General features: G+C 73.0%; 27 protein-coding genes and 1 tRNA gene. 16 read left to right on the top strand and 12 right to left on the bottom strand.

The features are described 5' to 3' along the window. Window positions 1-31: 31 nt before the first annotated feature. Together AB0F71_RS03040 and AB0F71_RS03045 are read right to left on the bottom strand one after the other, a co-directional pair. Window positions 32-823, bottom strand: coding sequence for an isocitrate lyase/phosphoenolpyruvate mutase family protein (locus AB0F71_RS03040; RefSeq protein ID WP_360227172.1), 792 nt, complete (start codon window positions 821-823; stop codon window positions 32-34). Beyond that, window positions 820-2175, bottom strand: coding sequence for a hypothetical protein (locus tag AB0F71_RS03045; protein ID WP_360227175.1), 1356 nt, complete (start codon window positions 2173-2175; stop codon window positions 820-822). Before AB0F71_RS03045 ends, AB0F71_RS03040 begins: the two co-directional genes overlap by 4 nt. A gap of 64 nt (window positions 2176-2239) precedes the next feature. Here AB0F71_RS03045 and AB0F71_RS03050 point away from each other — a divergent pair, with 64 nt between their 5' ends. Further along, the gene (locus AB0F71_RS03050) at window positions 2240-3052 is read left to right on the top strand and encodes a winged helix-turn-helix domain-containing protein (protein WP_360227178.1); all 813 of its coding nucleotides are present in this window, start codon (window positions 2240-2242) and stop codon (window positions 3050-3052) included. Window positions 3053-3119: 67 nt separating this feature from the next. On the opposite strand, the gene AB0F71_RS03055 is transcribed toward AB0F71_RS03050, so the two are convergent. The 4 genes from AB0F71_RS03055 to AB0F71_RS03070 form a co-directional block, all read right to left on the bottom strand. Beyond that, entirely contained in the window at window positions 3120-3632 is a 513-nt protein-coding gene (locus AB0F71_RS03055; protein ID WP_360227181.1) for a DinB family protein, read from the bottom strand. After that, window positions 3632-4429, bottom strand: coding sequence for a VOC family protein (locus tag AB0F71_RS03060; protein ID WP_360227184.1), 798 nt, complete (start codon window positions 4427-4429; stop codon window positions 3632-3634). The genes AB0F71_RS03055 and AB0F71_RS03060 overlap by 1 nt, the downstream gene beginning before the upstream one ends. Before the next feature lie 151 nt (window positions 4430-4580). Next, window positions 4581-7013, bottom strand: a complete 2433-nt coding sequence (locus AB0F71_RS03065) for a terpene synthase family protein (protein ID WP_360227187.1) — start codon at window positions 7011-7013, stop codon at window positions 4581-4583. A gap of 174 nt (window positions 7014-7187) precedes the next feature. After that, entirely contained in the window at window positions 7188-7535 is a 348-nt protein-coding gene (locus tag AB0F71_RS03070; RefSeq protein ID WP_360227190.1) for a DoxX family protein, read from the bottom strand. Window positions 7536-7818: 283 nt separating this feature from the next. Here AB0F71_RS03070 and AB0F71_RS03075 point away from each other — a divergent pair, with 283 nt between their 5' ends. After that, window positions 7819-8508 (top strand): HhH-GPD-type base excision DNA repair protein, encoded by a 690-nt coding sequence (locus tag AB0F71_RS03075; protein WP_360227193.1) that lies wholly within the window; start codon window positions 7819-7821, stop codon window positions 8506-8508. Between the two features lie 24 nt (window positions 8509-8532). Here the strand turns inward: AB0F71_RS03075 and AB0F71_RS03080 are convergent, their stop codons facing one another. After that, window positions 8533-8754, bottom strand: a complete 222-nt coding sequence (locus AB0F71_RS03080; RefSeq protein ID WP_360227196.1) for a KTSC domain-containing protein — start codon at window positions 8752-8754, stop codon at window positions 8533-8535. A gap of 72 nt (window positions 8755-8826) precedes the next feature. Next, on the bottom strand, window positions 8827-10392 hold the full coding sequence (locus AB0F71_RS03085) for an MFS transporter (RefSeq protein ID WP_360227707.1): 1566 nt from the start codon (window positions 10390-10392) through the stop codon (window positions 8827-8829). A gap of 94 nt (window positions 10393-10486) precedes the next feature. Here AB0F71_RS03085 and AB0F71_RS03090 point away from each other — a divergent pair, with 94 nt between their 5' ends. Further along, window positions 10487-11506 carry a YafY family protein gene (locus AB0F71_RS03090; protein ID WP_360227199.1) on the top strand — a complete coding sequence of 340 codons (1020 nt, stop codon included), beginning with the start codon at window positions 10487-10489 and terminating at the stop codon, window positions 11504-11506. Window positions 11507-11535: 29 nt separating this feature from the next. On the opposite strand, the gene AB0F71_RS03095 is transcribed toward AB0F71_RS03090, so the two are convergent. After that, window positions 11536-12054 (bottom strand): YbhB/YbcL family Raf kinase inhibitor-like protein, encoded by a 519-nt coding sequence (locus tag AB0F71_RS03095; protein ID WP_360227202.1) that lies wholly within the window; start codon window positions 12052-12054, stop codon window positions 11536-11538. Window positions 12055-12136: 82 nt separating this feature from the next. On the opposite strand from AB0F71_RS03095, the gene AB0F71_RS03100 reads away from it, so the two are divergent. Together AB0F71_RS03100 and AB0F71_RS03105 are read left to right on the top strand one after the other, a co-directional pair. Continuing rightward, window positions 12137-12817 (top strand): rhomboid family intramembrane serine protease, encoded by a 681-nt coding sequence (locus AB0F71_RS03100; RefSeq protein WP_360227205.1) that lies wholly within the window; start codon window positions 12137-12139, stop codon window positions 12815-12817. Between the two features lie 130 nt (window positions 12818-12947). Further along, a complete protein-coding gene (locus AB0F71_RS03105; protein WP_360227208.1) occupies window positions 12948-14114 on the top strand; it encodes a hypothetical protein in 1167 nt (388 codons plus the stop codon). A gap of 69 nt (window positions 14115-14183) precedes the next feature. Here AB0F71_RS03105 and AB0F71_RS03110 read toward each other — a convergent pair whose 3' ends face one another. Beyond that, window positions 14184-15746, bottom strand: a complete 1563-nt coding sequence (locus AB0F71_RS03110) for a helicase HerA-like domain-containing protein (RefSeq protein ID WP_360227211.1) — start codon at window positions 15744-15746, stop codon at window positions 14184-14186. A gap of 181 nt (window positions 15747-15927) precedes the next feature. Between AB0F71_RS03110 and AB0F71_RS03115 the strand changes: the two genes are divergently transcribed. Continuing rightward, a complete protein-coding gene (locus AB0F71_RS03115) occupies window positions 15928-16224 on the top strand; it encodes a type II toxin-antitoxin system VapB family antitoxin (protein ID WP_030273186.1) in 297 nt (98 codons plus the stop codon). A 253-nt stretch (window positions 16225-16477) separates the two neighbouring features. Further along, window positions 16478-17149: a LytR C-terminal domain-containing protein gene (locus AB0F71_RS03120; protein ID WP_360227710.1), complete on the top strand. Its 672-nt coding sequence runs from the start codon at window positions 16478-16480 to the stop codon at window positions 17147-17149. 96 nt (window positions 17150-17245) lie between these two features. On the opposite strand, the gene upp is transcribed toward AB0F71_RS03120, so the two are convergent. Then, window positions 17246-17881: a uracil phosphoribosyltransferase gene (upp, locus tag AB0F71_RS03125; protein WP_049650159.1), complete on the bottom strand. Its 636-nt coding sequence runs from the start codon at window positions 17879-17881 to the stop codon at window positions 17246-17248. Window positions 17882-18043: 162 nt separating this feature from the next. On the opposite strand from upp, the gene AB0F71_RS03130 reads away from it, so the two are divergent. The 8 genes from AB0F71_RS03130 (at window position 18044) to AB0F71_RS03165 (ending at window position 23000) form a co-directional block, all read left to right on the top strand. Next, window positions 18044-18280, top strand: a complete 237-nt coding sequence (locus tag AB0F71_RS03130; RefSeq protein WP_360227214.1) for a hypothetical protein — start codon at window positions 18044-18046, stop codon at window positions 18278-18280. 249 nt (window positions 18281-18529) lie between these two features. Next, the gene (locus AB0F71_RS03135) at window positions 18530-19087 is read left to right on the top strand and encodes a tRNA adenosine deaminase-associated protein (RefSeq protein WP_360227217.1); all 558 of its coding nucleotides are present in this window, start codon (window positions 18530-18532) and stop codon (window positions 19085-19087) included. 50 nt (window positions 19088-19137) lie between these two features. Continuing rightward, window positions 19138-19665, top strand: coding sequence for a tRNA adenosine(34) deaminase TadA (tadA, locus tag AB0F71_RS03140; protein ID WP_360227220.1), 528 nt, complete (start codon window positions 19138-19140; stop codon window positions 19663-19665). 68 nt (window positions 19666-19733) lie between these two features. After that, a tRNA-Ser gene (locus AB0F71_RS03145) sits at window positions 19734-19820 on the top strand. Between the two features lie 512 nt (window positions 19821-20332). After that, the gene (locus tag AB0F71_RS03150) at window positions 20333-20497 is read left to right on the top strand and encodes a hypothetical protein (RefSeq protein ID WP_188304848.1); all 165 of its coding nucleotides are present in this window, start codon (window positions 20333-20335) and stop codon (window positions 20495-20497) included. Window positions 20498-20509: 12 nt separating this feature from the next. Further along, window positions 20510-20803 (top strand): Dabb family protein, encoded by a 294-nt coding sequence (locus AB0F71_RS03155; RefSeq protein ID WP_360227223.1) that lies wholly within the window; start codon window positions 20510-20512, stop codon window positions 20801-20803. Window positions 20804-21136: 333 nt separating this feature from the next. Continuing rightward, a complete protein-coding gene (locus AB0F71_RS03160; protein ID WP_360227713.1) occupies window positions 21137-21919 on the top strand; it encodes an RNA polymerase sigma factor SigF in 783 nt (260 codons plus the stop codon). Window positions 21920-22064: 145 nt separating this feature from the next. Beyond that, window positions 22065-23000 carry an RNA polymerase sigma factor SigF gene (locus AB0F71_RS03165; RefSeq protein ID WP_360227226.1) on the top strand — a complete coding sequence of 312 codons (936 nt, stop codon included), beginning with the start codon at window positions 22065-22067 and terminating at the stop codon, window positions 22998-23000. Between the two features lie 24 nt (window positions 23001-23024). Here the strand turns inward: AB0F71_RS03165 and AB0F71_RS03170 are convergent, their stop codons facing one another. Beyond that, window positions 23025-23912 (bottom strand): tyrosine-protein phosphatase, encoded by an 888-nt coding sequence (locus AB0F71_RS03170; protein WP_360227229.1) that lies wholly within the window; start codon window positions 23910-23912, stop codon window positions 23025-23027. Window positions 23913-24328: 416 nt separating this feature from the next. On the opposite strand from AB0F71_RS03170, the gene AB0F71_RS03175 reads away from it, so the two are divergent. Then, window positions 24329-26701, top strand: coding sequence for a hypothetical protein (locus AB0F71_RS03175; protein WP_360227232.1), 2373 nt, complete (start codon window positions 24329-24331; stop codon window positions 26699-26701). The last annotated feature ends 87 nt before the right edge of the window (window positions 26702-26788 follow it).

Genomic DNA, 26788 nt, shown 5'->3' on the forward strand with positions numbered 1-26788 from the left:
GGTCAGGGCTCGGCTCAGCCGCGACGGTCCCTCAACTCCCGCTGAGTGCCTGGACCTCGGCGTAGCCGGGCACCGGACCGACCGGCCCGCCCGAGGCCACCGCGGCGGCCGTCGCCACCGCCGCCGCCAGCGCCGCGCGGTACAGCAGCCCGCCCGTGCTGACCCGGGCCACCCCGAGCCCGGCCAGCTCGGCGAGGCTCGGACCGGTCGGCGTCCAGAGGACGTTGAGCGGGACGGACAGCCGCCCGACCAGCTCGGCGATCGCCGCCGGATCGCTCAGCCCGGGCACGAACACGCCGTCCGCGCCCGCCCGTCGGTACGCGTCCAGCCGTCGTACGGTCTCCGGCTCCGGGGCGTCGTGCCCGCACCAGTAGGTGTCGGTGCGGGCGTTCACGAACAGCTCCGGCACGGCGGCCTTCACCGCGGCGACCTTGGCCGCGTGGAGTTCGGCCGGTGCCAGGGTGCCGTCCGGCCGGCCGTCCTCCAGGTTGATGCCGACCGCCCCGAACCCGGCCAACTCAACGGCCAGCGCGGCGACTTCGGCCGGATCGTCACTGAACCCGGACTCCACGTCGACGCTCAGCAGGTAGTCGTCGCGGCCCAGCCGGCGGGCCAGCCGGACGGTCTCCGCGCGGGTGGCGGCGGCGCCGTCGGGTAGTCCGGCGGCGGCCGCCACGCCCAGGCTGGTGGTGCCGATCGCGGAGTGGCCGGCGGCGGCCAGGGCAGCGGCCGAGGCGTGGTCCCAGGCGTTCGGGAGCAGCAGCGGGCGGCCGGGGCGGTGGTGCAGGGCGGCGAAGGCGGTCAGCGGGGCGGGGGCGGTCATCGGGTCTGCTCCTCGGTCATCGGGCTCTGCTCCTCGGTCGTGGTGACGGGTCCGGCCGGAGCGGCTCCGACCGGGCCGATGGGTCCCAGCGAGTCGGCGTAATAGGCGGTGCCCTCGGCGAGGTGACGGACGATCTGCCGGATGCTCCAGCCCGTCCCCGGCGAGTCGTCGAGCTGCCGCTCCGGCAGCGCGGCGATCCGGTGGGCCCAGATCGCGCCGAGCCGGGTGAGCCGGCTGCGGGCCTCGTCCAGGTCGGCGACGGTGAACGGCGCCAGGTCGGCCGGGGTGGTGACCAGCGAGGCGTGCCAGTGGTCGGGGGCGGTCGGTGCGCCGACCAGCCGGGCCTCCACCTCCGCCAGGTGGTCGACCAGATGGTCGGCGACCCGGCGCACCACCTTGTGCGGGGTGTACGTCCGGCCGTCGGCGTTGACCACCGGTCGGCCGTCCCAGGCGGTCCAGGTCTCCGCCAGGGCGAGCATGTGCCGGACCGCCGCCGGGATCAGGGCGGCCGGTTCGGCCCGGTCGAGCTGGTCCTGTTCGGCCCGGTCGAGCTGCTCCCCGGCGGGCGGCAGCGAGCCGTCCGCCGGGTCGGAGGCGCCGAACAGGATGCCCTCGGCGATCACCAGGGCGTGTGCGCGGCCCGGGCAGAGCCGGGGCTCGGCGCCGAAGGCCAGCGGCTCCCGGCCGGGCTCCCGGGCGGCGTCCAGGTCGAGCAGCACCTGCGCCCCGGCCGGCACGGCGACCCCGCCGATCACGGTCGCCCGGGCCGCGAACCGGCGCATCGCCCGGACCGGCGGGTCCTCGCGCAGCACCGCGGCCAGGTCCCGCACCCCGCCAGGCCCGGCGTGCTCGACGCCGCCGCGCCGGGCGTGCTCGACCAGAGCCGCGGTGGCCTCACAGGCCTGCACCAGCAGGCCGATCCGGTTCGCCGCCGTCTCCGCGTCCGCGTCGCCCATCGCGGGCAGCAGCCGGGCCACCGCCACGTCCGCCTCCGGGTCGTCCGGCGCCGGGTCGAAGTACGCCCGGGCGACCGCCTTCACGTCCCGCGCGACGGCCTCCGGCCCGGCCAGGCCCAGCGCCGTCGCCAGCACCCGCACCACCCGCAGCCGTACGTCCGGTTCGTAGCCGCCCGCGGCCAGGGTCCGCAGCAGGCCCTGGTCCAGCCGTGCCAGGTCGGCGAGGACGAGTGCCCGGCGGCGGGCGTGCGGCTCGCCCGCGCTGAACCGGGCGACGGCGGACCGCAGCCAGGCCACCGTGCCGTACCGGCCGGGCGTCGCGGGCGGCGGGACCAGCGCCGGGTCGGCCAGGGCCGCGGTCACGTCCTCGTAGCGGGCGAAGATCACTTCGTTCATGCCGTCATCGTGGCCCCGAGTCGTTTCGGCCCCGGCCGAACCGTGCCGGGACGACCATGGAGGCATGCCCGACCACGAACGCACACCGGTGGACCACCGGGGCTCCCCGCTCGCCGCCCTCGCCGCGCTGCTCGCCGACCCCACCCGCGCCGCCTTCTGCTCCGCCCTGCTGGACGGCCGCGCCTGGACGGCGGGCGAGCTGGCCCGGGCGGCCGGGGTCGCGCCGTCCACGGCCAGCGAGCACCTGTCCCGGCTGATCGCGGGCGGCCTGCTGAGCGAGGAACGCCAGGGGCGGCACCGGTACGTCCGGCTGGCCTCGCCCGCCGTCGCGACCCTGATCGAGGACCTCACCGTCTTCGCCGAGACCGGCATGGAGGCCCCTGGGAGCACCACCGCCGGAAGCACGGCCGCCGGAAGCACGGCCGGAGGGAGTCCCGGCGAGCCCGCCCGCCGGACCGGACCGGCGCCCCGCACCCTCCGCGAGGCCACCCGGCAGAGCGCCGAGGCCCGTGCCCGCACCTGCTACGACCACCTGGCCGGCCGCCTCGGTGTGGCCGTCGCCGAGGCCCTGATCGACCGCGGCCTGATCAGCGACCTCGCCGGGCTCGCCGTCACCGAGCGCGGCCACGCCTGGCTGGCCGACCAGCGGATCGAACTGCCGCCACGGACCGGCCGCCCGGGCGGGCGCCCGGTGGTGCGCAGCTGCCTGGACTGGACGGAGCGCCGCACCCACCTGGGCGGCGCGCTGGGCGCGGCGCTGTGCCGCACCGCGCTGGACCGCGCCTGGGTCGAGCGGATCGGCTCCGGCCGGGCCCTGCGGGTCACCTCGGACGGCGGCCGGGCGCTGCGCGAGCTGCTCGGCGTCGAGGTGTCCTGAGCAGCGCCACCCCTACAGCCCTCACCTACTGCCCTCACCACGCCCGTCCGGGCGAGGAGCCGCCCGCTCAGCCCATCGACTTCGCCCCGTCCAGCGCCTCCCGGATGATGTCCGCGTGCCCGGCGTGCTGCGCGGTCTCCGCGATCAGGTGCAGCAGCACCCGCCGGGCCGACCAGCTCGCCCCCGGCTCGAACCAGGGCGCCGGGGGCAGCGGGTGGCCGTGGTCGAGGTCGGGCAGGCTCCGGACCAGCTCGTCCGTACCGCGCGCCACCGCCTCGTACCCGGCGAGCAGCCCGGCCAGGGTCTCGCCGTCCGCCATCCGGAACTGCGCCGCCCACCCTTCGCCACCCGAGTCCCCGCCAGAGCCGCCGTCCCCGCCGCGCATCGCCTCCGCTCCGCCGGTGATGAACCGCGCCCAGCGCGCCTCCACCGCCGCCACGTGCTTGATCAGGCCGCCCAGGCACAGCTCGCTGGCCGTGGTGCGCCGCGCCGCCTGCTCGTCCGTGAGGTCCCGGACGGTGCGTCGCAGCAGGCCGCGGTGCTTGTCCAGGGTCTCGACGAGGTCCTCGCGCTCACCCATCAGACGTCCACCGTCGGCGGCTGGTCGCCCACCGTGCGGCCCAGGTCGATCAGCCCGAAGGCCGCGCCCTGCTGGTCGCCGACCGCCGCGAACCGTCCGAACGGGCTGTCCATCGGCCCGAAGTACACCTTGCCGCCGCGCGCCGTCAGCCGCCCGATCGCGGCGTCGGTGTCGTCCACGGCGAAGTAGACGCTCACGTACGAGGGCGCCTCGGGCGGCAGGAAGTCGCCCTCCGCGCCCATCCGGCCCAGCACCGGCCGGCCGCCGACCAGGAACATCCGGTAGTCGAACTGCTCGGAGTCCATCTTCCGCACGCCGTACGGGAAGACGGCCGGGAAGAAGGCGTCGGCCTTCCCGGGCTCGCGGGTGACGAGCTCGGCCCAGGCGTACGCGCCGGGCGCGCCCTGCTTCTCGAAGCCCTCGTGGGTGCCGCCCTGCCAGACCCCGAACACCACCCCGCCCGGGTCCTTGGCGATCACCATGGTGCCGAAGTCGCCGACCTGCATCGGCCCCATCACCACCTCGCCGCCGTTGGTCCGGATCCGCTCGGCGGTGGCGGCGGCGTCCGGCGAGGCGAGGTACAGGCACCAGGCGGACTGCGCCTGCGCGCCGGGCATCGGGGGCACGATCGCGGCCACCGCCTTGCCGTCCGAGTAGGCCTGGGTGTAGTTGCCGTACTCCGACGAACTCTCGCCGAAGGTCCAGCCGAGGACGTCCCCGTAGAAGGCTTTGGCGCCCTCCAGGTCGGTGAACATCGCGTCGGCCCAGCAGGGTGTGCCCTCAGGTAGCGCTGCCATCTCTCAGCCCTCGTGTACGACGGTGCGGGCGCGCGCCGGAAGGCGCGCACGGCCCCCGACTCGCCAGCCTAGCCACGAGGCGGCGCACCCGCGCGGGCTGGCCGCGCGGGTGCGTCTCCGTCCGGGAGGGGCCGGGTCCGGCAGGGTCCGGTCAGCTCGCCGGGGCCGTCACGCCGAACGGGGGGCGCAGCGAGGCGGTGCCCAGACCGGTCGGACCGAACGGCGCCGCACCGGCGCCGGGGCCGGTCCGCACAACCGGGGCAGCCGGGGCAGCCCCCGCCCGGGCCCGGACCCCCGCGCCCACGAGGTCCCGCTCGGCGCCGAAGTGCCGCTCCAGGTCCTCGGTCCGGTACCGGCGGCACTCCCGGTGCCAGTTCAGCACGCCGGCCAGCCAGTTCTCCAGCTCCCGCACGTACCCGTCGAGCAGCCCCCGGGCCGGTGCCGACAGCCCGAAGTCCTCGTACATCACCGGGAGTTCCTTCTGTGCGACGTGCTGGAACTGCTCCAGCCGCGAGTGCATCAGGTCGTCGACGATCCGGACCGCCGACGGATAGTCGCAGTCGAAGAAGTTCTGCACCACCAGCACGATGTTGTGCAGCTCGCCCTCGTACTCGATCTCCTTCTGGTACGAGAACAGGTCGTTGACCATGGCGCCGTAGTCCATCGCGGAGTTCTCCAGCGCCCGCATCGAGCCGTGCCCGTAGACCTCCTCCGGCACGGTCCGTCCGTGGCCGAGCCGGGCGAGCAGGGTGGTGAGTTCGGAGCCGAAGGTGGTGCGGCGCATCTCCAGGTAGTCCACCGGGTCCGGGATCCGGTTCTGGATCTGGTTGGCGAGCTCCCAGATCCAGCTCGCCGTCATCACCTCGACCGACTCCCGCAGCCGGCCCCGGGCCTCGACGGTCATCGGGGCGGCGGTGCGCTCCCAGATGTCGGAGAGGGAGCGCTCCAGCGCGTTGGCGGGCTCGGGCGCGGGGGTGCCGTCCACCGGCATGAACAGCGGCAGCCGGGCGGTGGCGGCCTTCGCCCCAGCCAGGTCGCGGGTGCGGCCGAAGACCACCGGGTAGTAGTCGTCGGCCCAGGTGCCCCAGGCCAACCAGGCCGAGGCGACGTCGAGTTCGTCGACGGTGGCGTCCGGCTGGAGGCCGGCCGCGCAGAGCGCGAGGTCGTAGTCGCGCATCGACTCGGCGTCCCAGATGCCGGAGCCGGGGACGCCGGGCTCGGCGGGGGCCAGCAGCCCGACCCGCTCGGCCCACTCGACCACCCGCTCCCGCGCACCGTCCAGGTGCGGGCTCAGCGTGAGGGCGAACGGCAGCTCGAACTCCGGCAGTTGGGAGGGCCCGACGGGCCGGTACGGCCGGTTCCCGTACGACCGCGCCCGCCGCACGGCCGGCGCCGCCGTCGGCCCGGTGCCGGCCGGCACGCCGCCACCGGCCGCCCCCTTCCGCAGGATGTCCAGGGCCGAGGTGCCGATCCCGCCGATCGCGTACTGGTCCCACCAGTTGCCGGCCCCGGGCATCCCCGGCAGCCCGCCCCCGCTGCCCGGTGGCACCGCACCGACCGAACCCGCCCCACCGGCCGAACTCGCCGCAGCACCACCGCCGTTCATGTACCGGCTCGACCGCATGTGCCACTCGTGCCCGCCGGACTGCCAGTCCTGCAGCCCCTTGACGTACGCCAGCACCCGGGCCCGGCCCACCGGGTCCAGCCCGGACTCCTCGAACAGCACCGGCAGTTCGGCGAACACGGTGTTCTCGAACTGCTGCAGCCGTGAGGTGAGCAGGTTGTTCACCGTCTCGGCGGCCTCCTGGGTCGAGCACTCCAGGAAGTGCTCCAACACCAGGATGCCGTTGCTCAGTTCACCCTCGTCCTCGACCTCGCGCTGGTACGAGAAGATGTCGTTGCGCAGGTGCACGCCGTCGGAGAAGGCGTCCATCAGCACCCGCAGCGCCCGCGAGCCCGACACCTCCGCCGGCACCTCGGCCCCGGCCGCGTACTCCACCAGCTGCGCGGACCACGGCGCGCCGCCGACCTTGCGGCGCATCTCGATGTACTCGACCGGATTGGCGATCCGGCCCGCGTCGATGTTGGCGAGCTCCCACAGCGACTCGTTCAGCAGGTTGCGGGTGCTCTCCGCGAACCGGACCCGCCAGTCCGCCCCCATCGCCGGCACGGTGCGCCGCCACAGGTCGGCCAGCCCGGCCTCGACCGGGTTCTCCGGCTCGGGCACCGGCGCGGCCGGGTCGGCGGGCATGAACAGCGGCAGCCGGTCGAGGTGCGCCTTGCCGGCCCGGCGGTCGTTGGTGCGCTTGTACATGTCGAGGAAGTGGTCGTCGAAGAAGAACACCCAGACGTACCAGTCGGTCACCAGCGACAGCGCCTCGGCGGAGGCGTCGGGGTGGGTGTAGGCGCAGAGCAGCCCGTAGTCGTGGGCGTCCAGGTCGGCCTGGTCCCAGATCCCCGATCCCTCCAGCATCCCCATCTCCCGGGCCCAGAGCGAGGAATGGGCCCGTGCCTCCTCCAGATGGGGATTGAGGCGCGCCGGGTGCGGCACGTAGAAGGACGGCAGTTCGAACGGCTGGCTCACGGCGGCGGGCCTTTCTCGACACGTCGTTGGGGATCAAGGATGACCCCTCGTCACACCCCGGCGCCGCCACAACCGAAACAGTCATACGAGATGCCCCACCCCTGGAACAATGCCGCCCCGCACCCCTGGGGGCGGGCCACCGGTCGGTGGTCCGCCCCCGGGGGTGCGGGGTGGTCAGGCCGCCAGGCCGAGGACGAGGGAGGCGGCGACCGGGGCCAGGTAGATCAGCGGGAAGGGGATGTGGGCGTAGGCGCGGGCGCGGACGACGGTGATCACGGCGCCGAGGAAGTAGAGGACGATGCCGACGGCGGCCGCGTAGCCGATGGCCGGGACGACGAGGCCGACCAGCAGGCCGAGGGCGCCGGCGGCCTTGGCCAGGCCGAGCCAGGTCCACCAGGCGCGCGGGACGCCGTACTCGGCGAGGGGCCCCACGACGTACTCGGCCTTGGTGAAGACGGAGTAGGCCGAGAAGCCGACCAGGAGGGCGCCGAGGATGGTGACGAGGGTGTGGGCGACGGACATTGGAGGGCTCCCGGTTCGGTCGGTGGTCGATCCGATGTGCTCGGATCCGGTCGGACACAGCACTGACCCGGCCCGCGCGAAGGATGTGACAGCCGCGGACAAATATTTCTCCGCCGCACCCGCGAGCAGCCCCCGACAACCGCTCCGCCGACGAACAAAGCAGGCCTGCCAAGGGGTTGAACACCAAGACTTCCCCAGCTACGGGCGTGTTGACGGTGTCCACCCACGCCACGTCATCCAGACTGGGCGCCGACCGACGTCAACTCCGAGGAGGCCCCACCTCATGAACGTCACCGTCCGGCTCGCCCAGCAGCCCGAGGCCGACGAACTGCTCGGACGGAGCGCGCTCGCCGCGCTCGTCGGCATGCTGCTGGACCAACAGGTCCCGATGGAATGGGCGTTCACCGGCCCGCTGACCATCGCCCATCGGCTCGGCCGGGACGATCTCGACGCCCACGAGATCGCCACCTACGGCCCCGAGGAGTTCGTCGCCCTGCTGTCGGCCAAACCGGCCGTCCACCGCTACCCGGCCGCGATGGCCAAACGGATCCAGCAGCTGTGCCAGTTCCTGGTCGCGCAGTACGACGGCGACGCCGCCGCGCTGTGGAAGGGCGCCCGCACCGGAAAGGAGCTGCTCAGCCGGCTCAACGCGCTGCCCGGTTTCGGCAAGCAGAAGTCGCAGATCTTCCTGGCCCTGCTCGGCAAGCAGTACGGGGTACGGCCGGAGGGCTGGCGCGAGGCGGCCGGCGCGTACGGCGAGGAGGGCGCGCACCGCTCGGTCGCCGACATCACCGGGCCCGAATCCCTCACCCTGGTGCGGGAGTTCAAGCAGGAGATGAAGCGCGCCGCGAAGGAGGCCAAGGCCGCCGCGAAGCCCCGCACCACCACCCGGTCGGTCACCGCGGCTGTCACCGGGGCCACCACCGGGGCCACCACCGGGGCCACCACCGGGGCCACCACCGGGGCCCGTTGAGCCTACCCGCCGGGTCGGCGGCGGCTACCGCCCGGCCGGCACCGCCACATAGGCGTACCGCCCGCGCACCGACCGTACGAAGTACCGCCCGTGGCTCTCCGCCGCGAGCAGCTCCCGGTGCACCCGGGGCGGCACGTCCGCGTACCGGTAGACCCGCCCGCCGGTGAACTCCAGCTCCAGCACCCGCGCCCGCGGGTCGTACCCGACCGAGCGCAGCACCGAGGAGTCCACCGCCGTACGGTCCATGACCCTCCCAGTGTGCGGCGAGGGCCCCGGCCGCGCAGTGCGACCGGGGCCCTCGACCGGGAGGAGCGGAGCTCAGACCAGGACCGGCTGCTCCACCGCGTCCTCGTCCGAGCCGCCGGCCTCAGCCGGGCCGCCGGTCCCCGCCAAGCCGATCCCCTCCGGGCCGGTCCCCTCCGGGCCGGTCCCCTCCGGGCCACCGGCCTCGACCGGCGCCACCGCCCGCTTGCGCGGCAGCGCGAACATCAGCAGGAACACCGCCGCCAGCACCCCCGCGACCCACCACATCGCGTGCACGAACGCCCCGCCGAAGGCCGTCCCCAGCGCGTCGGGCGCGACCACGTCGTCCATCGCCCCGAAGAAGGCGACCGACACCAGGCCGAGCCCGAGGGCGTTGCCGACCTGCTGCACGGTGTTGATCAGGCCGGAGGCCGAGCCGGCGTGCCGGCGCGGCACCTCGGACAGCACCGCGTCGGTGATCGGCGCGACGATCAGCCCCATCCCGAGGCCCATCACGACCAGCGGCAGTGCCATCTGCCAGGCCGAGATGGCCGTCCCGTACCGGTCGGCCTCCCAGATGTAGGTGAGCACGCCCACCACCATCACCAGCGCGCCCGCCTGGAGCACCTTGCGCCCGAAGCGCGGCACCAGCTTCTGCACCGACAGCCCGGCCGCCGTGGAGACGGCGATCGAGAAGGGGATGCCGGTGGCACCGGCCTTGAGCGGGCTCCAGCCGAGGCCGACCTGCATGTAGAGGGTCCAGACCAGGAAGAAGATGCCCGTCGCGACGCCGAAGGCCAGCTGCACGCCGATCCCGGCCGCGAAGCTCTTCACCCGGAACAGCGACAGCTCGACCAGCGGCGAGCCGTCCCGCCGGGTCTTGACCCGCTCGTACGCCACGAACAGCAGGAACACCGGCAGGCTGCCGGCCATCGACAGGTAGCCCCAGAGCGGCCAGCCGGCCTCCCGGCCGTGGGTCAGCGGGTAGATCAGCATCAGCAGGCCGAGGCTGGCCAGCGCGACGCCGACCAGGTCGAGCTTGAGCGCGTGCTCGGCCTTGGACTCGTCGATGAAGCGGCGGCCGAGGAGCAGCCCGGCGATGCCGACCGGCAGGTTGATCAGGAAGATCGGCCGCCATTCGAGGCCGAGCAGGTTCCACTCGGTGAGCAGCGCACCGATCATCGGACCGGACACCGCGCCCAGGCCGACCACCGCGCCGAACATCCCGAACACCTTGCCGCGCTCCTCCGCCGGGAAGGTCGCGTGGATGATCGACAGCACCTGCGGCACCATGAGGGCGGCCGTCCCGCCCTGGAGGATCCGCATCGCGACCAGCATCTCCGGGCCGGTGGCCAGGCCGCAGAGCGCGGAGGCCAGCGTGAAGCCGGTGATCCCGATCAGGAACAGCCGCTTGCGGCCGTGGATGTCACCGAGCCGTCCGCCGGTGATCAGCCCGATGGCGAAGGCCAGCGCGTAGCCGCCGGTGACCCACTGGATGGCGCTGAACGAGGCTCCGGTGTCCTCCTGGATGCTGGGGATGGCGATGTTGACGATGGTCACGTCCACCAGGTCCATGAAGGAGGCGACCATCACGATCGCCAGCGCGATCCACCTCCGCCGGTCGGCTCCCGCCGTACTCATGCCGTTCTCCTCGCTCGTCCTCTTCTCCACGCCGAGGACGGTAGCGGCCATGTAGGTCAGGAGCTGTCCCAGTTCCTCCGGCATGCTGGACGGCATGACCGACACCCCGGCCCGGCTGCTCAACCTGCTCTCCCTGCTGCAGACCCCGCGCGAGTGGCCCGGCAGCGAACTCGCCGAGCGGCTCGGCGTCAGCCCCCGCACCATCCGCCGCGACATCGACCGGCTGCGCGAGCTCGGCTACCCGGTGCAGGCCAGCATGGGCGCGGACGGCGGCTACCGGCTGGTCGCGGGCACCGCGATGCCGCCGCTGCTGCTGGACGACGAGGAGGCGGTGGCCATCGCGGTCGGCCTGCGGGCGGCCGCCGGACACGCCGTGGTCGGCATCGAGGAGGCCTCGGTACGGGCCCTCGGCAAGCTGCTCCAGGTGCTGCCGGCCCGGCTGCGGCACCGGGTGGGCACCCTCAACACCGCCACCGTGCCGCTGCTCACCGGGGACGGCCCGACCGTCGACCCGGAGGCGCTGACCCTGCTGGCCGGCGCCGTCACCAACCACGAGCGGCTGCGCTTCGGCTACCGGGCCCGCGACGGCGCCGAGACCCGGCGCAACGTCGAACCCGAGCGCCTGGTCTCCACCGGCCGCCGCTGGTACCTGATCGGCTACGACCTGGACCGGGACGACTGGCGGCTCTTCCGGGTCGACCGGATCGCCGACCCCTTCGCCACCGGCGCCCGCTTCACCCCGCGCCCGCTCCCCGCCGAGGACGCCGCCGTGTTCGTGGCCAACCGGCTGCGCCGCTCGCCGACCCGCTCCATGGTGGCCACCGTCCACCGCCCCGCCGCCGAGGTCGACGGCTGGATGCCCTGGGCGGGCGACTACGAGATCGAGCCGATCGACGACCAGAGCTGCCGCCTGCGCGCCCGCGCCGACTCGTTGAAGTGGATGGCGGCCGGACTGCTGATGCTGGACTGCGACTTCGAGGTGCACGAACCCCCGGAGCTGCGCGAGCACCTGCGCGCGGTCGCCCTCCGGGCCGGGCGCGCCGCGGACGGCGGCAGCGCCCGGTGGTCCGGCGGCACCACGACGGCGGGTGCCACCGGCACCTCACCGCCGTAGGGCAGCCGGAGGTTCGGGCACCGCGCTGCTCAGACCCCGTACTCGCCGGTCAGCAGCGCGCGGCCGAGGGTGTGGAAGGTGAGGTGGAAGCCCACCTGGGCCGGCGGGGTGTCGGCGCTGACGTCCAGCTTCTCGACGTCCAGCGCGTGCACCGCGAACACGTACCGGTGCGGGGCGCCGGGCGGCGGGGCGGCGCCGTCGTACTTGTTGGCGGGGAAGTCGTTGCGGCCGTGGAAGGAGTCCGCGCCGGGCAGGGTGTCGTCCGAGGAACCGGCGCCGCGCGGCAGCCCGACGGTGTCGGCGGGCAGGTTCAGGGCGAGCCAGTGCCACCAGCCGGAGCCGGTCGGCGCGTCCGGGTCGTAGCAGGTGACGGCGATGCTCCGGGTGCCCTCCGGAAGGCCGGACCAGGCCAGCTGCGGCGAGAGGTTGCCGCCCGCGTGGATGAACTCCTGGTCCAGCGTGGCGCCTTCGGTGAAGTCCTCGCTGCTCAGCGGGAAGGACGGCACCTGCGGCAGGAACTCGTACGGCAGCGGCGGGCGAACGCTCATGGGTGCACCTCTCACGGTCGGGATGACATCGGTCACTGTAATGGGGTGCACGACCGATCCGGCGGCCCCTACAGTCGATTCCATGGCCTCGAAACTCGCCCAGTTGCTCTCGGATTCCCGCCGCGCGCTGTTGACCATGCTCGGGATCCAGGCCGTCATCTGGTCGGTCCAGGTGGTGAACTGGCTGGACGACTACGACCTGTCCAGGGAGTACGGGCTGCGCTCGGAGCGGGTGGACGACCTGCCCGAGATGTTCACCATGCCCTTCCTGCACTTCAGTTGGGACCACATCATCTCCAACTCCTGGCCGCTGTTCGTGCTCGGCTTCCTGGCCGCCTACCGGGGCATGCGGAAGTTCCTGCTGGCGAGCCTGGTGATCACGGTCTCCGGCGGGCTCCTGGTCTGGCTGCTGGAGAGCCCGAACCACGTGACGGCCGGGGCGAGCGGCATGGTCTACGGCTACCTCGGGTACGTGGTGCTGCGCGGGGTCCTGGACCGCAACGTGCTGGACGCGGTCGTCGGCCTCGGCGTCGCCGCGGTCTACTGGACGATCCTGATCGGCGTGCTGCCGGTCTTCCCCGGCGTCAGCTGGCTGGGCCACCTCGGCGGGCTGATCGGCGGACTGGCCGCCGCCGTCCTGCTCCGCGACCAGGCCCGCCGGACGCCGGTGCCCGCGGCCCCCGCCCCGGCCTCCGCCTCCGCGCCCGGCCCGGACAGCCCGAACGCCGCCCTGCTCAAGGAGCTCGACGACCTGGGCCTCTGAGGCCCCCTCGCCCCCTTCGGCCGCTCAGCCCCCCGCCACCCTCGGCCGATCGGCCCCGCCAGGTATAGACCATTGCCACCCCTGCGGCTAGCGTGAACGGCGCACCTGCCCCCAGCTCCGGAGCCGCACCGTGGAGTCGTCCGTCCTCGCCTTCGCCACCGACCTGCTCGACGAGGGCGCCGACACCTTCTTCGGCAACCTCACCGACCGGGCCGGCGTCGGCGGCGTCACCCTGGCCTCGGTCTACCACGAGGCCCGGGACGTCTTCCCGCACAACCCGCGCCGGGTGATCCGCTACCTGGAGCCGGGCGCCGCCTACTTCCGCCCCGACCCGGCCCGCTGGCGGAGCCGCCGGCTGGCGCCCGTGCCGTCCAGCGCGATCGGCGAGCGCGACCCCTTCGCCGAGGCCGCCGCCGAGGCGGGCCGCCGCGGCCTGAAACTGCACGCCTGGACGGTCTTCTGCCACAACGACCGGCTCGGCTTCGCCCACCCCGACTGCGCCCCGGCCAACGCCTTCGGCGACCGCCACCTCACCGAGCTCTGCCCGGCCCACCCCGAGGTCCGCGAGTACGCGCTGACCCTGGTGGCGGAGCTCGCCCGCTACGGCGTGGACGCGATCCGCGCCGAGTCGCTGCACTTCCACGGCCTGCGCCACGGCTACCACCACGAGCGCTACTTCGAGGAGCTGGGCCCGACCGCCGAGGCCCTGCTGGGCGTCTGCTTCTGCCCGCACTGCCGCGCCGCCGCCACCCGCGCGGGCGTCCTGGCCGACCGGGTCGCCGAGGCCGTCCGGACCGAACTGCGGCACCGGCTGGCCGACCAGCACGCCGCCGCCGGGCCCGCCGACCTCAGCGCCCTGGCCGACGGCGCCTTCGCCGCCTACGTGGACGCCTCCGCCGCCACCGTCACCGCGCTCGCCGCGGACCTCACCGAGCAGGCCCGCCGCCACGGCATGCGGCTGAGCTTCATGGACGGCGGCGGCCCGGGCAAGGGCTGGCTGTCCGGCATCGACCTGCCCGCCCTCGCCCGGGCCACCGACCAGATCGAGACCCTCGGCTACGCCGCGACGGCGCGCGAAGTCCGGGAGAAGGTCGCCGCGTTCGCCCTGCACGGCGTCCGCCCGGAGCGGATGGCGGTGATCCTGCGCCCGATGGCCTCGGACTGCGACGGCCCGGAGAACCTCGCCGCCAAGCTCGCCGAACTGCGCCGACTCGGCGTCCCCGAGGTCGAGTTCTACCACTACGGCCTGATGCGGCTGTCCTCGCTGGACCGGATCGGCGCGGCGCTCGGAGCCTGAACCCAGCGCCGCCGCCCGGGGCCTGAACCCAGCGCGGCGCTCGGGGATCGAACCCAGCGCCGCCGCCCGTCAGCGCCGCCGCTTGGACGTCCCGAACAGGCTGCGCGAGATCTCCTGCCCGAGCTGCCTCCCGGCCGAGCGGGCGAAGGACTTCACGGTCGGGTTGTTGAGCAGCGAGCCCAGCAGCCCGCCCGCCCCCTGCGACTCCTCCCGCCGCGGTGCGGGCGCAGGCGCGGGCTCGGACTCGGTCGGCCCGACCGGTGCCGCGTCCGGCCGCGGCGCCCGGGCCGCCAGCTTCTCGTACGCGGACTCCCGGTCGATCGCGTCCCGGTAGCGTGCCGTCAACGGCGAGGCGTCCACGGCCGCCTGGAGCGCCCCCGGCTCGATCGGCCCCATCAGCGAGCGGGGCGCCCGCAGCCTGGTCGCCGCGACCGGCGTCGGCGCGCCCTTCTCGGAGAGCACCGTCACCACGGCCTCGCCGGTGCCCAGCGAGGTGAGCACCGTCGCAAGGTCGTAGGTGGACCGGGGGAAGGTGGAGACGGTGGCCTTGAGCGCCTTGGCGTCGTCCGGGGTGAAGGCGCGCAGCGCGTGCTGCACCCGGTTGCCGAGCTGGGCGAGCACCTCGGCGGGGACGTCCCGCGGCGTCTGGGTCACGAAGAAGATGCCCACGCCCTTGGAGCGGATCAGCCGCACGGTCTGGGTGATCGCCTCCAGGAAGGCCCTGGAGGCGCCCTTGAACAGCAGGTGCGCCTCGTCGAAGAAGAACACCAGCTTGGGCCGGTCGAGGTCGCCGACCTCGGGCAGCTCCTGGTAGAGGTCGGCGAGCAGCCACATCAGGAAGGTGGAGAACAGCCGCGGCCGGTCCTGCACGGCGGGCAGTTCCAGCACCGAGACGACGCCCCGGCCGTCCGGGGCGGTGCGCAGCAGCTCGGCGGTGTCGAACTCGGGCTCGCCGAAGAACGCCCCGGCGCCCTCGTTCTCCAGCACGGTCAGCGCCCGCAGGATCACCCCGGCGGTGGCGGCGGAGAGGCCGCCGATGGTGCGCAGCTCCTCCTTGCCCTCGGGCGAGGTGAGGTGGCCGATGACGGCGGTGAGGTCCTTGAGGTCGTAGAGCTCCAGGCCCTGCCGGTCGGCGTAGTGGAACACCAGGCTGAGCGAGGACTCCTGGGTCTCGTTCAGGTCCAGCACCTTGGACAGCAGCAGCGGGCCGAAGCTGGTGACGGTGGCCCGGATCGGGATGCCGGCGCCCTGCCCGCCGAGCGAGTAGAAGTCGACCGGGCAGCCCAGCGGCGTCCAGTCCTGTCCGACCTCGGCGGCACGGGCGGCGGTGCGCTCGCCGGGCGTGCCGGGTGCGGCGATGCCGGAGACGTCCCCCTTGATGTCGGCGAGGAACACCGGCACGCCCTGGGCGGAGAGCTGTTCGGCGATCAGCTGGAGGGTCTTGGTCTTCCCGGTGCCGGTGGCCCCGGCGACCAGTCCGTGCCGGTTGAGCACCGCGAGCGGGACGCGCACCTGCGCGTCGGGGTACGCGGTGCCGTCCAGCAGCACCGCGCCGAGGTCGAGGGCCGGCCCGGTGAAGGCGTACCCGTCGGCGATCTCCCGGACGGTCGTCGGGGTGGGGGCGGAGTCCATCGGTGCACGCTCCTGGACGGGATCGGCGGTCGGAGGCCGGGCCTGAACCCGGCCGGGACCGGGCGATGTTCGCGACATTTCCCATCAAACAACCGCAATGGCCCCCGCGCAGCTCGCACCGGAGCGCGTGGCGGAGGCACGGCTGCTGCGCCGCGCGCCGTCCGAACGGTAGGCTTTCCGTGTGATCTTCAAGCGCATCGGCAATGGGCGGCCGTACCCGGATCACGGCCGGACGAGCACCCGACAGTGGGCTGACGTCGCCCCACGCCCGGTGCGGCTCGACCAGCTGGTGACCACCAAGGGCCAGCTCGACCTGGAAACCCTGCTGGCCGAGGACTCGACCTTCTACGGCGACCTCTTCGCCCACGTGGTCAAGTGGCACGGCGACCTCTACCTGGAGGACGGGCTGCACCGGGCCGTACGGGCCGCGCTGCAGCAGCGCCAGGTCCTGCACGCCCGTGTCCTGGAAATGGACTGACGGCCGCACTCCGACGACTCCGGACCGCCCCCTCGCCACCCGGCGGAGGGCGGTCCGCGCGTCCCCGGGTACCCCCTTTCGGGTACCGGGGTACTCCAGATGATGATCGTTTAGTACCTTCGCAGCTGTCCGGCACTACGCTGCTGACTACGGCCGCGACCAGGGGATCCGCCCGCTCCCGGAGGATCCCCCGCCCTGGCCCACCCGTCATCCCGACCCCGCCCTGGCACGAGGGGGAGACAGACCCGTGAGCATGTTGACTCCCCAAGGCCTCAAGGGGAAGCAGTACCGCGTCACCGGCAACGCCTACCCGCGGCTGGGCCGGCCCCCGAAGAAGAGTCGCAAGGTGATCGCCGCACTCGCGGCCCTGCTCGCCCTGGCCCTGATCGGCCTCGGCGGCGTCCAGCTGTACGACATCTTCCGCGGCAAGGACAAGAACGCCTCGGCCCAGGCCTGCGCCGCGCCGTCCGGGAAGCCGCTGGCCGCCCCGACGGCGGGCGCCACCCCGGGCGCCCCCGCGGCCTCCGGCGCACCGGTCGATCCGCACGCCGTCCCGCAGCCCTCGGCCGTCACGGTGAACGTCTACAACGCCACCACCAAGGCCGGCCTGGCCGGGCGGACCGCCGACGAGCTCAAGAAGCGCGGCTTCACCATCGGCAAGGTCGGCAACGCCCCCGCCGAGCTGGACAAGAAGGTGCCCGGCACCGCCCAGGTGATCGCCGGCCCGACCGGCGTCGCGGCCGGCACCCTGGTGGGCGCCCAGATCGCCGGGGCGACCGTGACCGCCGACGCCCGCACCGACACCAGCGTGGACTTCGTGATCGGCGACAGCTACAACGCCCTGCTGGACGAGACCCAGGCGGCCGCGGCCCTCGCCCTGGCGATCAAGCCCTCCCCCACCCCGAGCGCCACCGGCAGCTGCTGAGGCGCGGCGGAGAACCGGCGCAGGACCGGCGCAGAACCAGGAGAGCCCCCCGGCAGACGCAGTGCCGGGGGGCTCTCGGACGTTCGGAGGGGTTGCTCAGCCGGCCGTGCCGTACAGCCGGTCGCCCGCGTCGCCCAGGCCGGGGACGATGTAGCCGTTCTCGTTCAGCCGCTCGTCCACGGCGGCGGTGACCACGGTGACCGGCAGGCCGGCCAGCTCGCGCTCCATCACCTCGACGCCCTCCGGCGCGGCCAGCAGCACCACGGCGGTGACGTCGGTGGCGCCGCGCTCGATCAGCATCCTGATCGCGGCGACCAGGGTGCCGCCGGTGGCCAGCATCGGGTCGAGCACGTAGACCTGGCGGCCGGAGAGGTCGTCGGGCATCCGGGTGGCGTACGTGGAGGCCTCCAGGGTCTCCTCGTTGCGCACCATACCGAGGAAGCCCACCTCGGCGGTCGGCAGCAGGCGGGTCATCCCGTCCAGCATGCCGAGGCCGGCCCGCAGGATCGGCACGACCAGCGGACGCGGGTAGCTGAGCCGGGTGCCGAGGGTGACCGCCACGGGCGTGGTGATCTCCACCTCGTCGGTGCGGACGTCCCGGGTGGCCTCGTAGGCGAGGAGGGTCACCAGCTCGTCGGTCAGGCGACGGAAGGTCGGCGAGTCGGTGCGCTCGTCGCGCAGGGTGGAGAGCTTGTGGGCGACCAGGGGGTGGTCGACGACGTGGAGACGCATGTACCGAGGTTAGCCCGGTCCTGGACGCCTGTACGACACGCCGTGCCAGGCCGCCGACCGGCGGCTGTCACGGTCCGGTGACACGCCGTGACGTGCCAGGAATGTCCGGACGGAACCGTCTCCTGTGGTATCAACCCGGCCGTTCTGGGAATGTCACGTCTTATGACGAGCAACCCGAGGGCCGGGGACGGCTCGGCCGACGAGCCCGTCGACGGGCCGGCCCTTCGCGCCGGCCCGCCGCAGGAGCCCCCGGAGACCGAGTCGGAGCGCCGCAAGCGGCGGGCCGTCTTCCTGCGCGAGCTCGCCGAGGCCCGCGAGTTGAGGGAGCGGGTCCAGCCCCGGCGGACCAAGGAACGGCGGATGCGCGAAGCGATGCGGATGCGAACCTTCCGGATCTGACCGGCCCCACCACCGACCCCGGTGCGGCGCCGCCGGGCGGCCGGATCGAATTCGACCGGCCCCGCCCCGGCTCCGCCCCACGCCGCTCGGCCCTTCCGACACGACCTGCGAAGACGCGCTGCCGAACACTCCCCGCGAGGGCGGGCTTTCTGTCACGATTCCGAAGGGACGGTCCGAACAAGCGGACCGACTCTGGCGCGGGGGCGGCCAGATTTTCGCGCCGCCCGAGCGCGCCGACAGCCGAGACCGATGATCTTGGGAGTGTCCCTGGTGGCGTACTTCGCTGCAGTGCTTGCTCGCTCCGAGGACGGGTGGGATGTGAGCGAGACGGAGCTCGACGACGTCGAAACCCTGGCCGATCTGGCCGATCTGGCCCGCGAATCCGCGCAGGACGACGACAGCGTCCTGATCTTCATCGAACAGGAGGACTCCTGGTTCGCCATCGTCCGGGTGGACGGCGAGGACGACCCGAGGATCTTCGTGTCGGACGGCGCCGCCGCCGCCCGCAGCTCCTACGGCTCCGTCCTGACCGACGAGCTGGTCGACCAGGCCGGCGAGAGCGAGTTCGGCGACCTGGACCACCTGCTGGACGAGGACGCGGAGACCGAGGAGCAGGACGACGAGGACGCGGACGCCCACGGCGGCGTCCCGGTCGGCCCGCTCGGCGACGCCCACCTGCTGACCGAGTTCGGCCTGGCCGCCGACGAACTGCTCGCCCTCAGCGGCGAGGGCGCGGTGCCGGGCGACGCCCTGGAGGACATCGCCGAGGCCCTGGGCTGCGGCGAGGTCCTGGAAGCGGTCCGGTAGCGGCACCGGTCGCACCGGTGTCCGCCACCGGATGCCCGACACTGGATGCCATGCAGCCCGCATCCACCCCGCTGACCGTCCCGTACGTCCCCCCGCTGCCCGCCCCCGTCCGCCCCGACCCGGTCCGCGACCGCTGGGCGGCGCCGATGCGCCTCGCCATCGCCGAGGCCGCCCTGGCGCCGGCCACCGGGGACGTGCCGGTCGGGGCGCTCGTCCTGGGCCCGGACGGCGAGGTGATCGGACGCGGCCACAACGAGCGCGAGGCGGTCGGCGACCCGACCGCGCACGCCGAGGTGGTCGCGATCCGGCAGGCCGCCGAGCGGATCGGGGAGTGGCGGCTGAGCGGCTGCACCCTGGTGGTCACCCTGGAGCCCTGCACGATGTGCGCCGGCGCCATCGTGCTGTCCCGGATCGACCGGGTGGTCTACGGCGCCCTCGACGAGAAGGCCGGCGCGGCCGGCTCGCTCTTCGACGTGATGCGCGACCGCCGGCTCAACCACCGGCCCGAGGTGATCCTGGGCGTGCTCGCCGAGGAGTGCGGCGAGCAGCTGCGCGCCTTCTTCGACATCCACCGCTGAGCCGCCCGGCGACGGCCCGTCCGATACGGATTTCGTGACCGCGCCACCCGTCCGGTAGAGTTCCCCTCGGTAGCGTGTCCGAGCGGCCAAAGGAGCACGCCTCGAAAGCGTGTGTGGGGGCAACTCCACCGTGGGTTCGAATCCCACCGCTACCGCTCGAAAGCCCGAGGGCCCGTCCGATCACGGACGGGCCCTCGGCGTTTGCGCGCTCCGGACCGTTCGCGCACTCCGGTCGGCGGCGGGGCGCCCCCTGACGCGGGAAAGCCCCCCGGACGCCCCGGACGTGGAAAAGGCTCCGCACTCCGGGCCGATGACCACCATTGCCCGGCTCGTACGGAGCCTTGGAGGGGGAGCGGCTCGGGGGGACTGACCGCTCCCCCGGCGGAGTCCCACAACCGGCGCCGCGAGGGGGGGAAGCCGCGACCACCGGTCCCACAGCGGGGGCTCCGGATCCACGTGCCGGGGATTCCTGCCAGATCCTCGGCACGTCATCCATCCTGCCGCCCGGCCCCGGCCCGGGCACCCGGAGAAAGGCCCCACTCGCGGGGACCTTCGTCCCGCCGGGCGAACGCGTCGCACACTTGATAGCCCGTCCGGTGGATAAGCTGCCCTGCAGGACCGCTCGGGGACCGGATGACGGCGGCCCACCGCAGGGAGGAAGGTCACGATGGCGCAGGCGAAGAAGATCGGCATGGCCCTCCTGCTCATCTTCGTGCTCTACTCGATCATCACCTCACCGGCCCGGTCCGCCGAACTCGTCCAGCTGGGCTTCGAGGGCATCTCGAACGCGGCCAAGGCGGTCGGCACCTTCATGACCGGTCTGATCAAGTAAGGAGCGGCAATCGTGATCCGCCACCTGGTCCTGTTCAAGCTCGACGAAGGCGTCGCCAAGGACGAGCCGCGCGTGCTCGCCGCCGCCAAGGCCTTCGAGGAGCTCGGCGCGCTGATCCCCGAGCTGCGCGAGTGGGAGTGCGGCTGGAACACCACCGAGCGCGACATCGCGTACGACTATGCGATCAACAGCCTGGTCGAGGACCGCACGGCCCTCCAGGCGTACCTGACCCACCCCGCGCACCAGGCCGCGGCCGGCCAGTGGCGCGAGTTCGCGACCTGGGTGATCGCCGACATCGAGGTCTGACCCCCGCCGCCGTCCCCCGGACGGCCCGCGCCCGCCCCGCCCGGCTCACGGGCGGGGCGTCTTCGTCTGCCCCGGGACAATCCTTGCGGCGCCTCGCCGACAGGGTGGCCACCGGCTGCGCACTCCACCAACACACCTCCACCGGGTGCTTGCCCGACCTGCGCCCACCTTGTGATGCTATGACCGGTTTTGCCGGACATGGCGAGGTACCGAACCAGCCGCGACACCCGATCCGCAGGGCCCACCGTTGTCGACTTTGGGAGGGGGGACGTGTCCGTGGACGAGGTGTTGGCCGCGATCATCAGTCCGGCCGGCGAGCTCCGCCCGGACGGGCTGCGCGGCCCCGGCGGTCGACCCGCCGTGGACGTCCGGACGCTCACCCGGGTGCTGTTCGAGCGGCTCAGCGAGCTGCCCCCCGACGCCCCCGAACGGGAACGGGTCCGGGCCGCCCTGATCGAGGTGAACATCCCCCTGGTCCGCTACGCCGCCACCCGCTTCCGCAGCCGCAGCGAGCCGATGGAGGACGTCGTCCAGGTCGGCACCATCGGCCTGATCAACGCGATCGACCGCTTCGACCCGACCCGGGGCGTCCAGTTCCCCACCTACGCGCTGCCGACCATCCTGGGCGAGATCAAGCGCTACTTCCGGGACAACGTCCGCACCATGCACGTCCCGCGCCGGCTCCAGGAGCTCTGGGTCCAGGTCAGCGGCGCCATGGAGGAGCTGACGGTGCTGCACGGGCGGGCCCCCAAGGTGCCCGAGATCGCCGCCTGCCTGCGGATCCCCGAGGAGGACGTCCGGGCCTGCCTGGACGCCGGGCGCGCCTACAACGCCGCCTCGCTGGAGGCCGCCCAGGAGCACGAGGGCGGCCTCGCCCTGCTGGACCGGCTCGGCTACGAGGACACCGCACTGGCCGAGGTCGAGCACCGCGACATGGTCCGCCACCTGCTGGTCCAGCTCCCCGAGCGGGAGCGGCGGATCGTGATGCTGCGGTTCTTCGCCAACCTCACCCAGTCGCAGATCAGCACCGAGCTGGGGATGTCGCAGATGCACGTCTCCCGGCTGCTCTCCCGGATCCTGACCAGGCTTCGGACCGGCAACTCCTGGGAAGAGTGAGATTGCAGCGCGTTACCCCGGTGTGACATCTTGCGACGTTCGGGTTTGCCGTGCACCGTGTTCCGGTATGCAGGGGGTTGGGCCCCCGCCGGGAACCTCCGTGCGACGGCCCCCGTTCAACTGTCAGTCACGAGGGGGTGGGTGCATGTCCGGAGAGCTGGGCACTGCGGAGATCCACGCTGGTCAGGCCGAGGGTACGGCCGTCACCGGGGACCGGATCCCGCTCCAGCGGGCCACGTCCCTCACGAGGCCCGGAGCCGGAGCGCCCGGCCCCGGAGCGCCCGGCGCCGGAGCCGACACCGCGGCACCGCCCGGCTCCGGGCTGGACACCCGGACGCTCTCCCGCTCGCTCTTCCTGCGGCTGGCCGCGCTGGAGCCCGGCAGCGCGGAGCACACCTACGTCCGCGACACCCTGATCGAGCTCAACCTGCCGCTGGTCCGGTACGCCTCGGCGCGCTTCCGCAGCCGCAACGAGCCGATGGAGGACATCGTCCAGGTCGGCACCATCGGCCTGATCAAGGCGATCGACCGCTTCGACCCGGAACGCGGGGTGGAGTTCCCCACCTTCGCGATGCCCACCGTGGTCGGCGAGATCAAGCGCTTCTTCCGGGACACCAGTTGGTCGGTCCGGGTGCCGCGACGGCTCCAGGAGCTGCGGCTGGCGCTCACCAAGGCCGGGGACGAACTGTCCCAGCGGCTGGACCGCTCCCCCACCGTCGCCGAACTGGCCGCCTGCCTCGGGGTCAGCGAGGAGGACGTGGTCGAGGGCCTCGCGGTGGGCAACGCCTACACCGCCTCCTCCTTGGACTCCAGCCCCGGCGAGGAGGACAGCGAGGGGCCGCTGGCCGAGCGGCTCGGCTACGAGGACCTCGCGCTGGAGGGCGTGGAGTACCGGGAGTCGCTCAAGCCGCTGCTGGCCAAGCTGCCGCCGCGCGAGCGCCGGATCATCATGCTGCGCTTCTTCGGCAACCTCACCCAGTCGCAGATCGGCGAGGAGATCGGGATCTCCCAGATGCACGTCTCCCGACTGCTCACCCGCACCCTGACCCAGCTCCGCGCCGGGCTGATCAACGAGGGCTGACCGCCGCCACGGCCGGCGGCGGGATCAACTCCCGTCGCCGTCCAGCAGGTTGGCGCGTAGTCCGGCCCGCACCCGGCCGTCCAGTCCGAGCCCCTCGCGCCAGAACGCGGCGAAGCCGCCCCAGCCGGACTCGACCTCCGCGAAGGCCGCGTCCAGGTAGTCGCGCTCGGCCCGGAAGACCGGCAGCAGGAGCTCCGGCTCGTGCATCAGGCCGCGACCGGCGAAGTCCGCCAGCACCAGCTCGACCACGGCCGCGACCCGCTCGTTGGTGAGCAGGTAGTCGGCGAGCACGGTCTCGCGGTCCACGCCCAGCGCGGTCAGCAGCAGCGCCGCCGCCCAGCCGGTGCGGTCCTTGCCCGCCGAGCAGTGGAACAGCAGCGGCACGCCGTCCGGGGCGGCCAGCAGCCGCAGCAGGGCGGCGAAGGTCTCGCGGGCCTCCCGGTCGGTGACGAACCAGCGGTAGAGACCGGTCATCATCGCGGCCGCCCGGCCTTCGCCGAGCAGGGCGCGCTGCCCGTCCGGGCTGCGCTCCGCCAGGGCGCCGCGCAGCGTCGCATGGATGTCGAAGTCCGTTGCCAGCAAGGGGAGATGGTGTGCCGTCACGCCGCCCGGCAGGACGTCCCGGCCGGCCTCGCGGACCTCGTCGGCGCTGCGCAGGTCGACCACCGCGCGCAGGCCGAGCGCGCCCAGCGGGTCGAGGTCCTCGGCCGTGACGCGGTTCAGGCCATCGCTGCGCAGGACCACGCCGGCCCGCAGCACCCCGCCGTCGGCCGTCCGGTACCCACCCAGATCGCGGGCGTTGACCGCGCCCCGCAGCCCGAGACTGCGGCCGACCGGGATGGTCCCGGCGGACTCCGGGAGCGCATTCCGTGCGTGTCCGATTCGCTCGGACGCGATCTGACGATCGGCCACCCGCGGCCTCCATTGCATATTCGGACTGTCACATGGCACAGCGGTGCCCGATATTGCATGAACCTGCCCATTGGAGCAGCAGGATGTGCGAGAGTGTCATGCGCAACGACGACAGTGTAGGTGCCCCACGGAGCCGTGCGAGGCGCACAGTCGGTAACCAGCTGTAGCAGTCGGCTTCCGGTTTTTCATTTTCAATTCATTATTTGCGCGAGCGGTCCGGTTACGGTCACAATCAGCGCCTCCATGGCTTCACCATGAACGTTGGTAACAGGTTCGCTGCACTGTCGCCCAATTGGTCCCCCGGACTGCCGACCCTCGACCAGGATGGGCGCCGGGCAGCCTGCTGCCCGCGAACAGCTACACGGGCAGGCGAGCGCCGAAGCAGCGCGGCGCCTGACCCAAGGGGAGGATCAGACATGGGTCGAGCGACCCGAAGAGTCGCCGCTTGCGCAGCGGCAGTTCTGCTGGCCAGCGGCCTGCAGACGACCCTGGCCCACGGCGACACCACGCCACCCAGGATCGACCTCACCATCCTGGTCATCGACGACGGCGGCCCGTCGGTCGCGGCGATCACCGCCGAGCTCAAGAGCCAGGGGACGCCGTACAAGGTCGTCAGCCTCAATGACACCAACCGCCCCGTCATCAACGCCGCTTTCCTGAGCGACACGGTGAACGGGCTGCCCCGGGGCAAGTACCAGGGCATCGTGCTGCCCAACGAAAACCCCTTCCCGAACAGCGCCGCCGAGATGGCCGCGATCGCCACCTACGAAGCGGCTTTCAACGTCCGGCAGATCGACGCCTACACCTGGGCCAGCCCGGCCGTCGGCCTGAACTACGCCCAGAATCCGGGATTCGTCGGGACCCTCGACGGAATCCAGGGTGCCACCACCACGGCCGGAACTTCGGGCCCGTTCGGGTACCTCAAGGGCAGCGTGCCGTTCGAGGACAACGACCCGAAGGTCGGCGAGAGCTACGGCTACCTGGCGACCCCGCTCGCCAACCTGCCGTCCGGCGCCTCCTTCGTCCCGCTGGTCGACGCGGCGATACCCGACTCGACCAGCCGCGGTTCGCTGGTCGGTGAGTACACCCACGACGGCCGCAAGGAACTGGTCGTCACCTTCGTCTACAACCAGTACCAGCAGCAGTACCGGCTGCTGGCCCGCGGCATGGTCGACTGGATCACCCAGGGCGTCCACCTCGGCTACGACCGCAACTACTTCGCCACCCACGTCGACGACGTGTTCCTGGCCGACGACCGCTGGGACACCGCGCTCAAGTGCACCCCCGGCGACGTCACCTGCCCGCCCGGCACCCCGGACACCGCCAACCCGATCCGGATGACCCCCGCCGACGCGCAGTACCTCAAGCAGTGGCAGACCGCCAACAACTTCACCCTGGACATGGTGTTCAACGGCGGCGGCAGCGAGGACTGGAAGTCCGACCACCAGACCACGGTGGACCCGACCGCCACCCAGATGATCACCGACCAGAACAGCTACCGCTGGGTCAACCACACCTACACCCACCCCTACCTGGGCTGTGTGCAGGACGTCTCGGTGGTCCCGTGGAAGTGCACCAAGGACGCGTCCGGCAACACCGTCTGGACCGACCAGAACACCATCTCCACCCAGATCAAGCAGAACTTCGACTGGGCCACCGCCAACGGCCTCAAGGTCGACCCGCAGGTGCTCGTCACCGGTGAGCACTCCGGTCTGCTCACCGCCCCGCAGGAGACCAGCGACAACCCGAACCTGGCGCCGGCGCTGGCCGCCAACGGCATCAGGTTCACCGGCAGCGACGCCTCCCGCGAGCCCGCCCAGCGGGCCGTCGGCTCGTCCACGCTGACCGTGCCGCGGTACCCGATGAACGTCTTCTACAACGCCGGTTCGGCGAAGGAGGAGGCCGACGAGTACAACTGGATCTACACCAGCAAGGCCAACGGCGGCAGCGGCGTCTGCGAGAACAACGCCAACTCCACCTGCCTGCCCGCGCCGCTGGACACCACCACCGGCTACCAGTCGTACATCGTGCCGCTGGAGGCGCGGATCGACCTCGGCCACGTGCTGAGCAACGACCCGCGCCCGCACTTCGTGCACCAGTCGAACCTCTCCGAGGACCGCATCCTGTACCCGGTGCTGGAGAAGATCCTCGGCAGCTACCGCTCGCTGTTCGCCGACAACGCCCCGATCGTGAACCTCGGCGAGCGCGAGATCGGCCAGGAGTTCCAGAAGCGCGCGGCCTGGAACACGGCGGTCGCCGCCGGCCAGGTCACCGCCTACAAGATCGGCAACACCGTCACGGTGAACGCGCCCGCCGGTGTTCAGGTCCAGGCCACCATGCCGACCGGAACTGCTCAGAAGATGGCCATCGGTACGGCCGCCTTCGGTTCGTCCTACGCCGGTACGCTCTCTGGCTGGGTGTCCCCGGGCGCCCTGCAGAGCGGCATCACCCTGCAGCTGCCGTCCGGCAGCGCGCCGGCCGCCCCGGCCGCCGTCGCCCCGAGCGTGGCCGCCAAGTCCGTCCCGGCACCGGCGCCGGCGGACAAGAAGGTCGTGCCGCAGGGCGTCGCCACGCCCGTCCCGGCCGGCCCGGGTGATGTCACCCGCAAGCCCGCCCAGTCCCTCGTCCCCGGCAGCGGCACCCCGGTGCCCGGCAAGGACGTCGTCCAGGGCGCGAAGACCCAGGGCAACGGTGCCCCGGCCGGCAACGGCCAGAACGGCTCCGGCAAGGCCTCTGGGGGGACGGCCTCGCACGGCAGCACCACCACCGGACGCTCCGGCAACCGGTAATCCGTAGCATCCCGTCGCGGGGTCGGGCCGGTCGCCCGGCCCGGCCCCGCCACGGCTCCCGCTCCGGCCACCCAGGCCGGACAACCG

The sequence above is a fragment of the Kitasatospora sp. NPDC028055 genome (assembly GCF_040637885.1).
Classification (GTDB): domain Bacteria; phylum Actinomycetota; class Actinomycetes; order Streptomycetales; family Streptomycetaceae; genus Kitasatospora.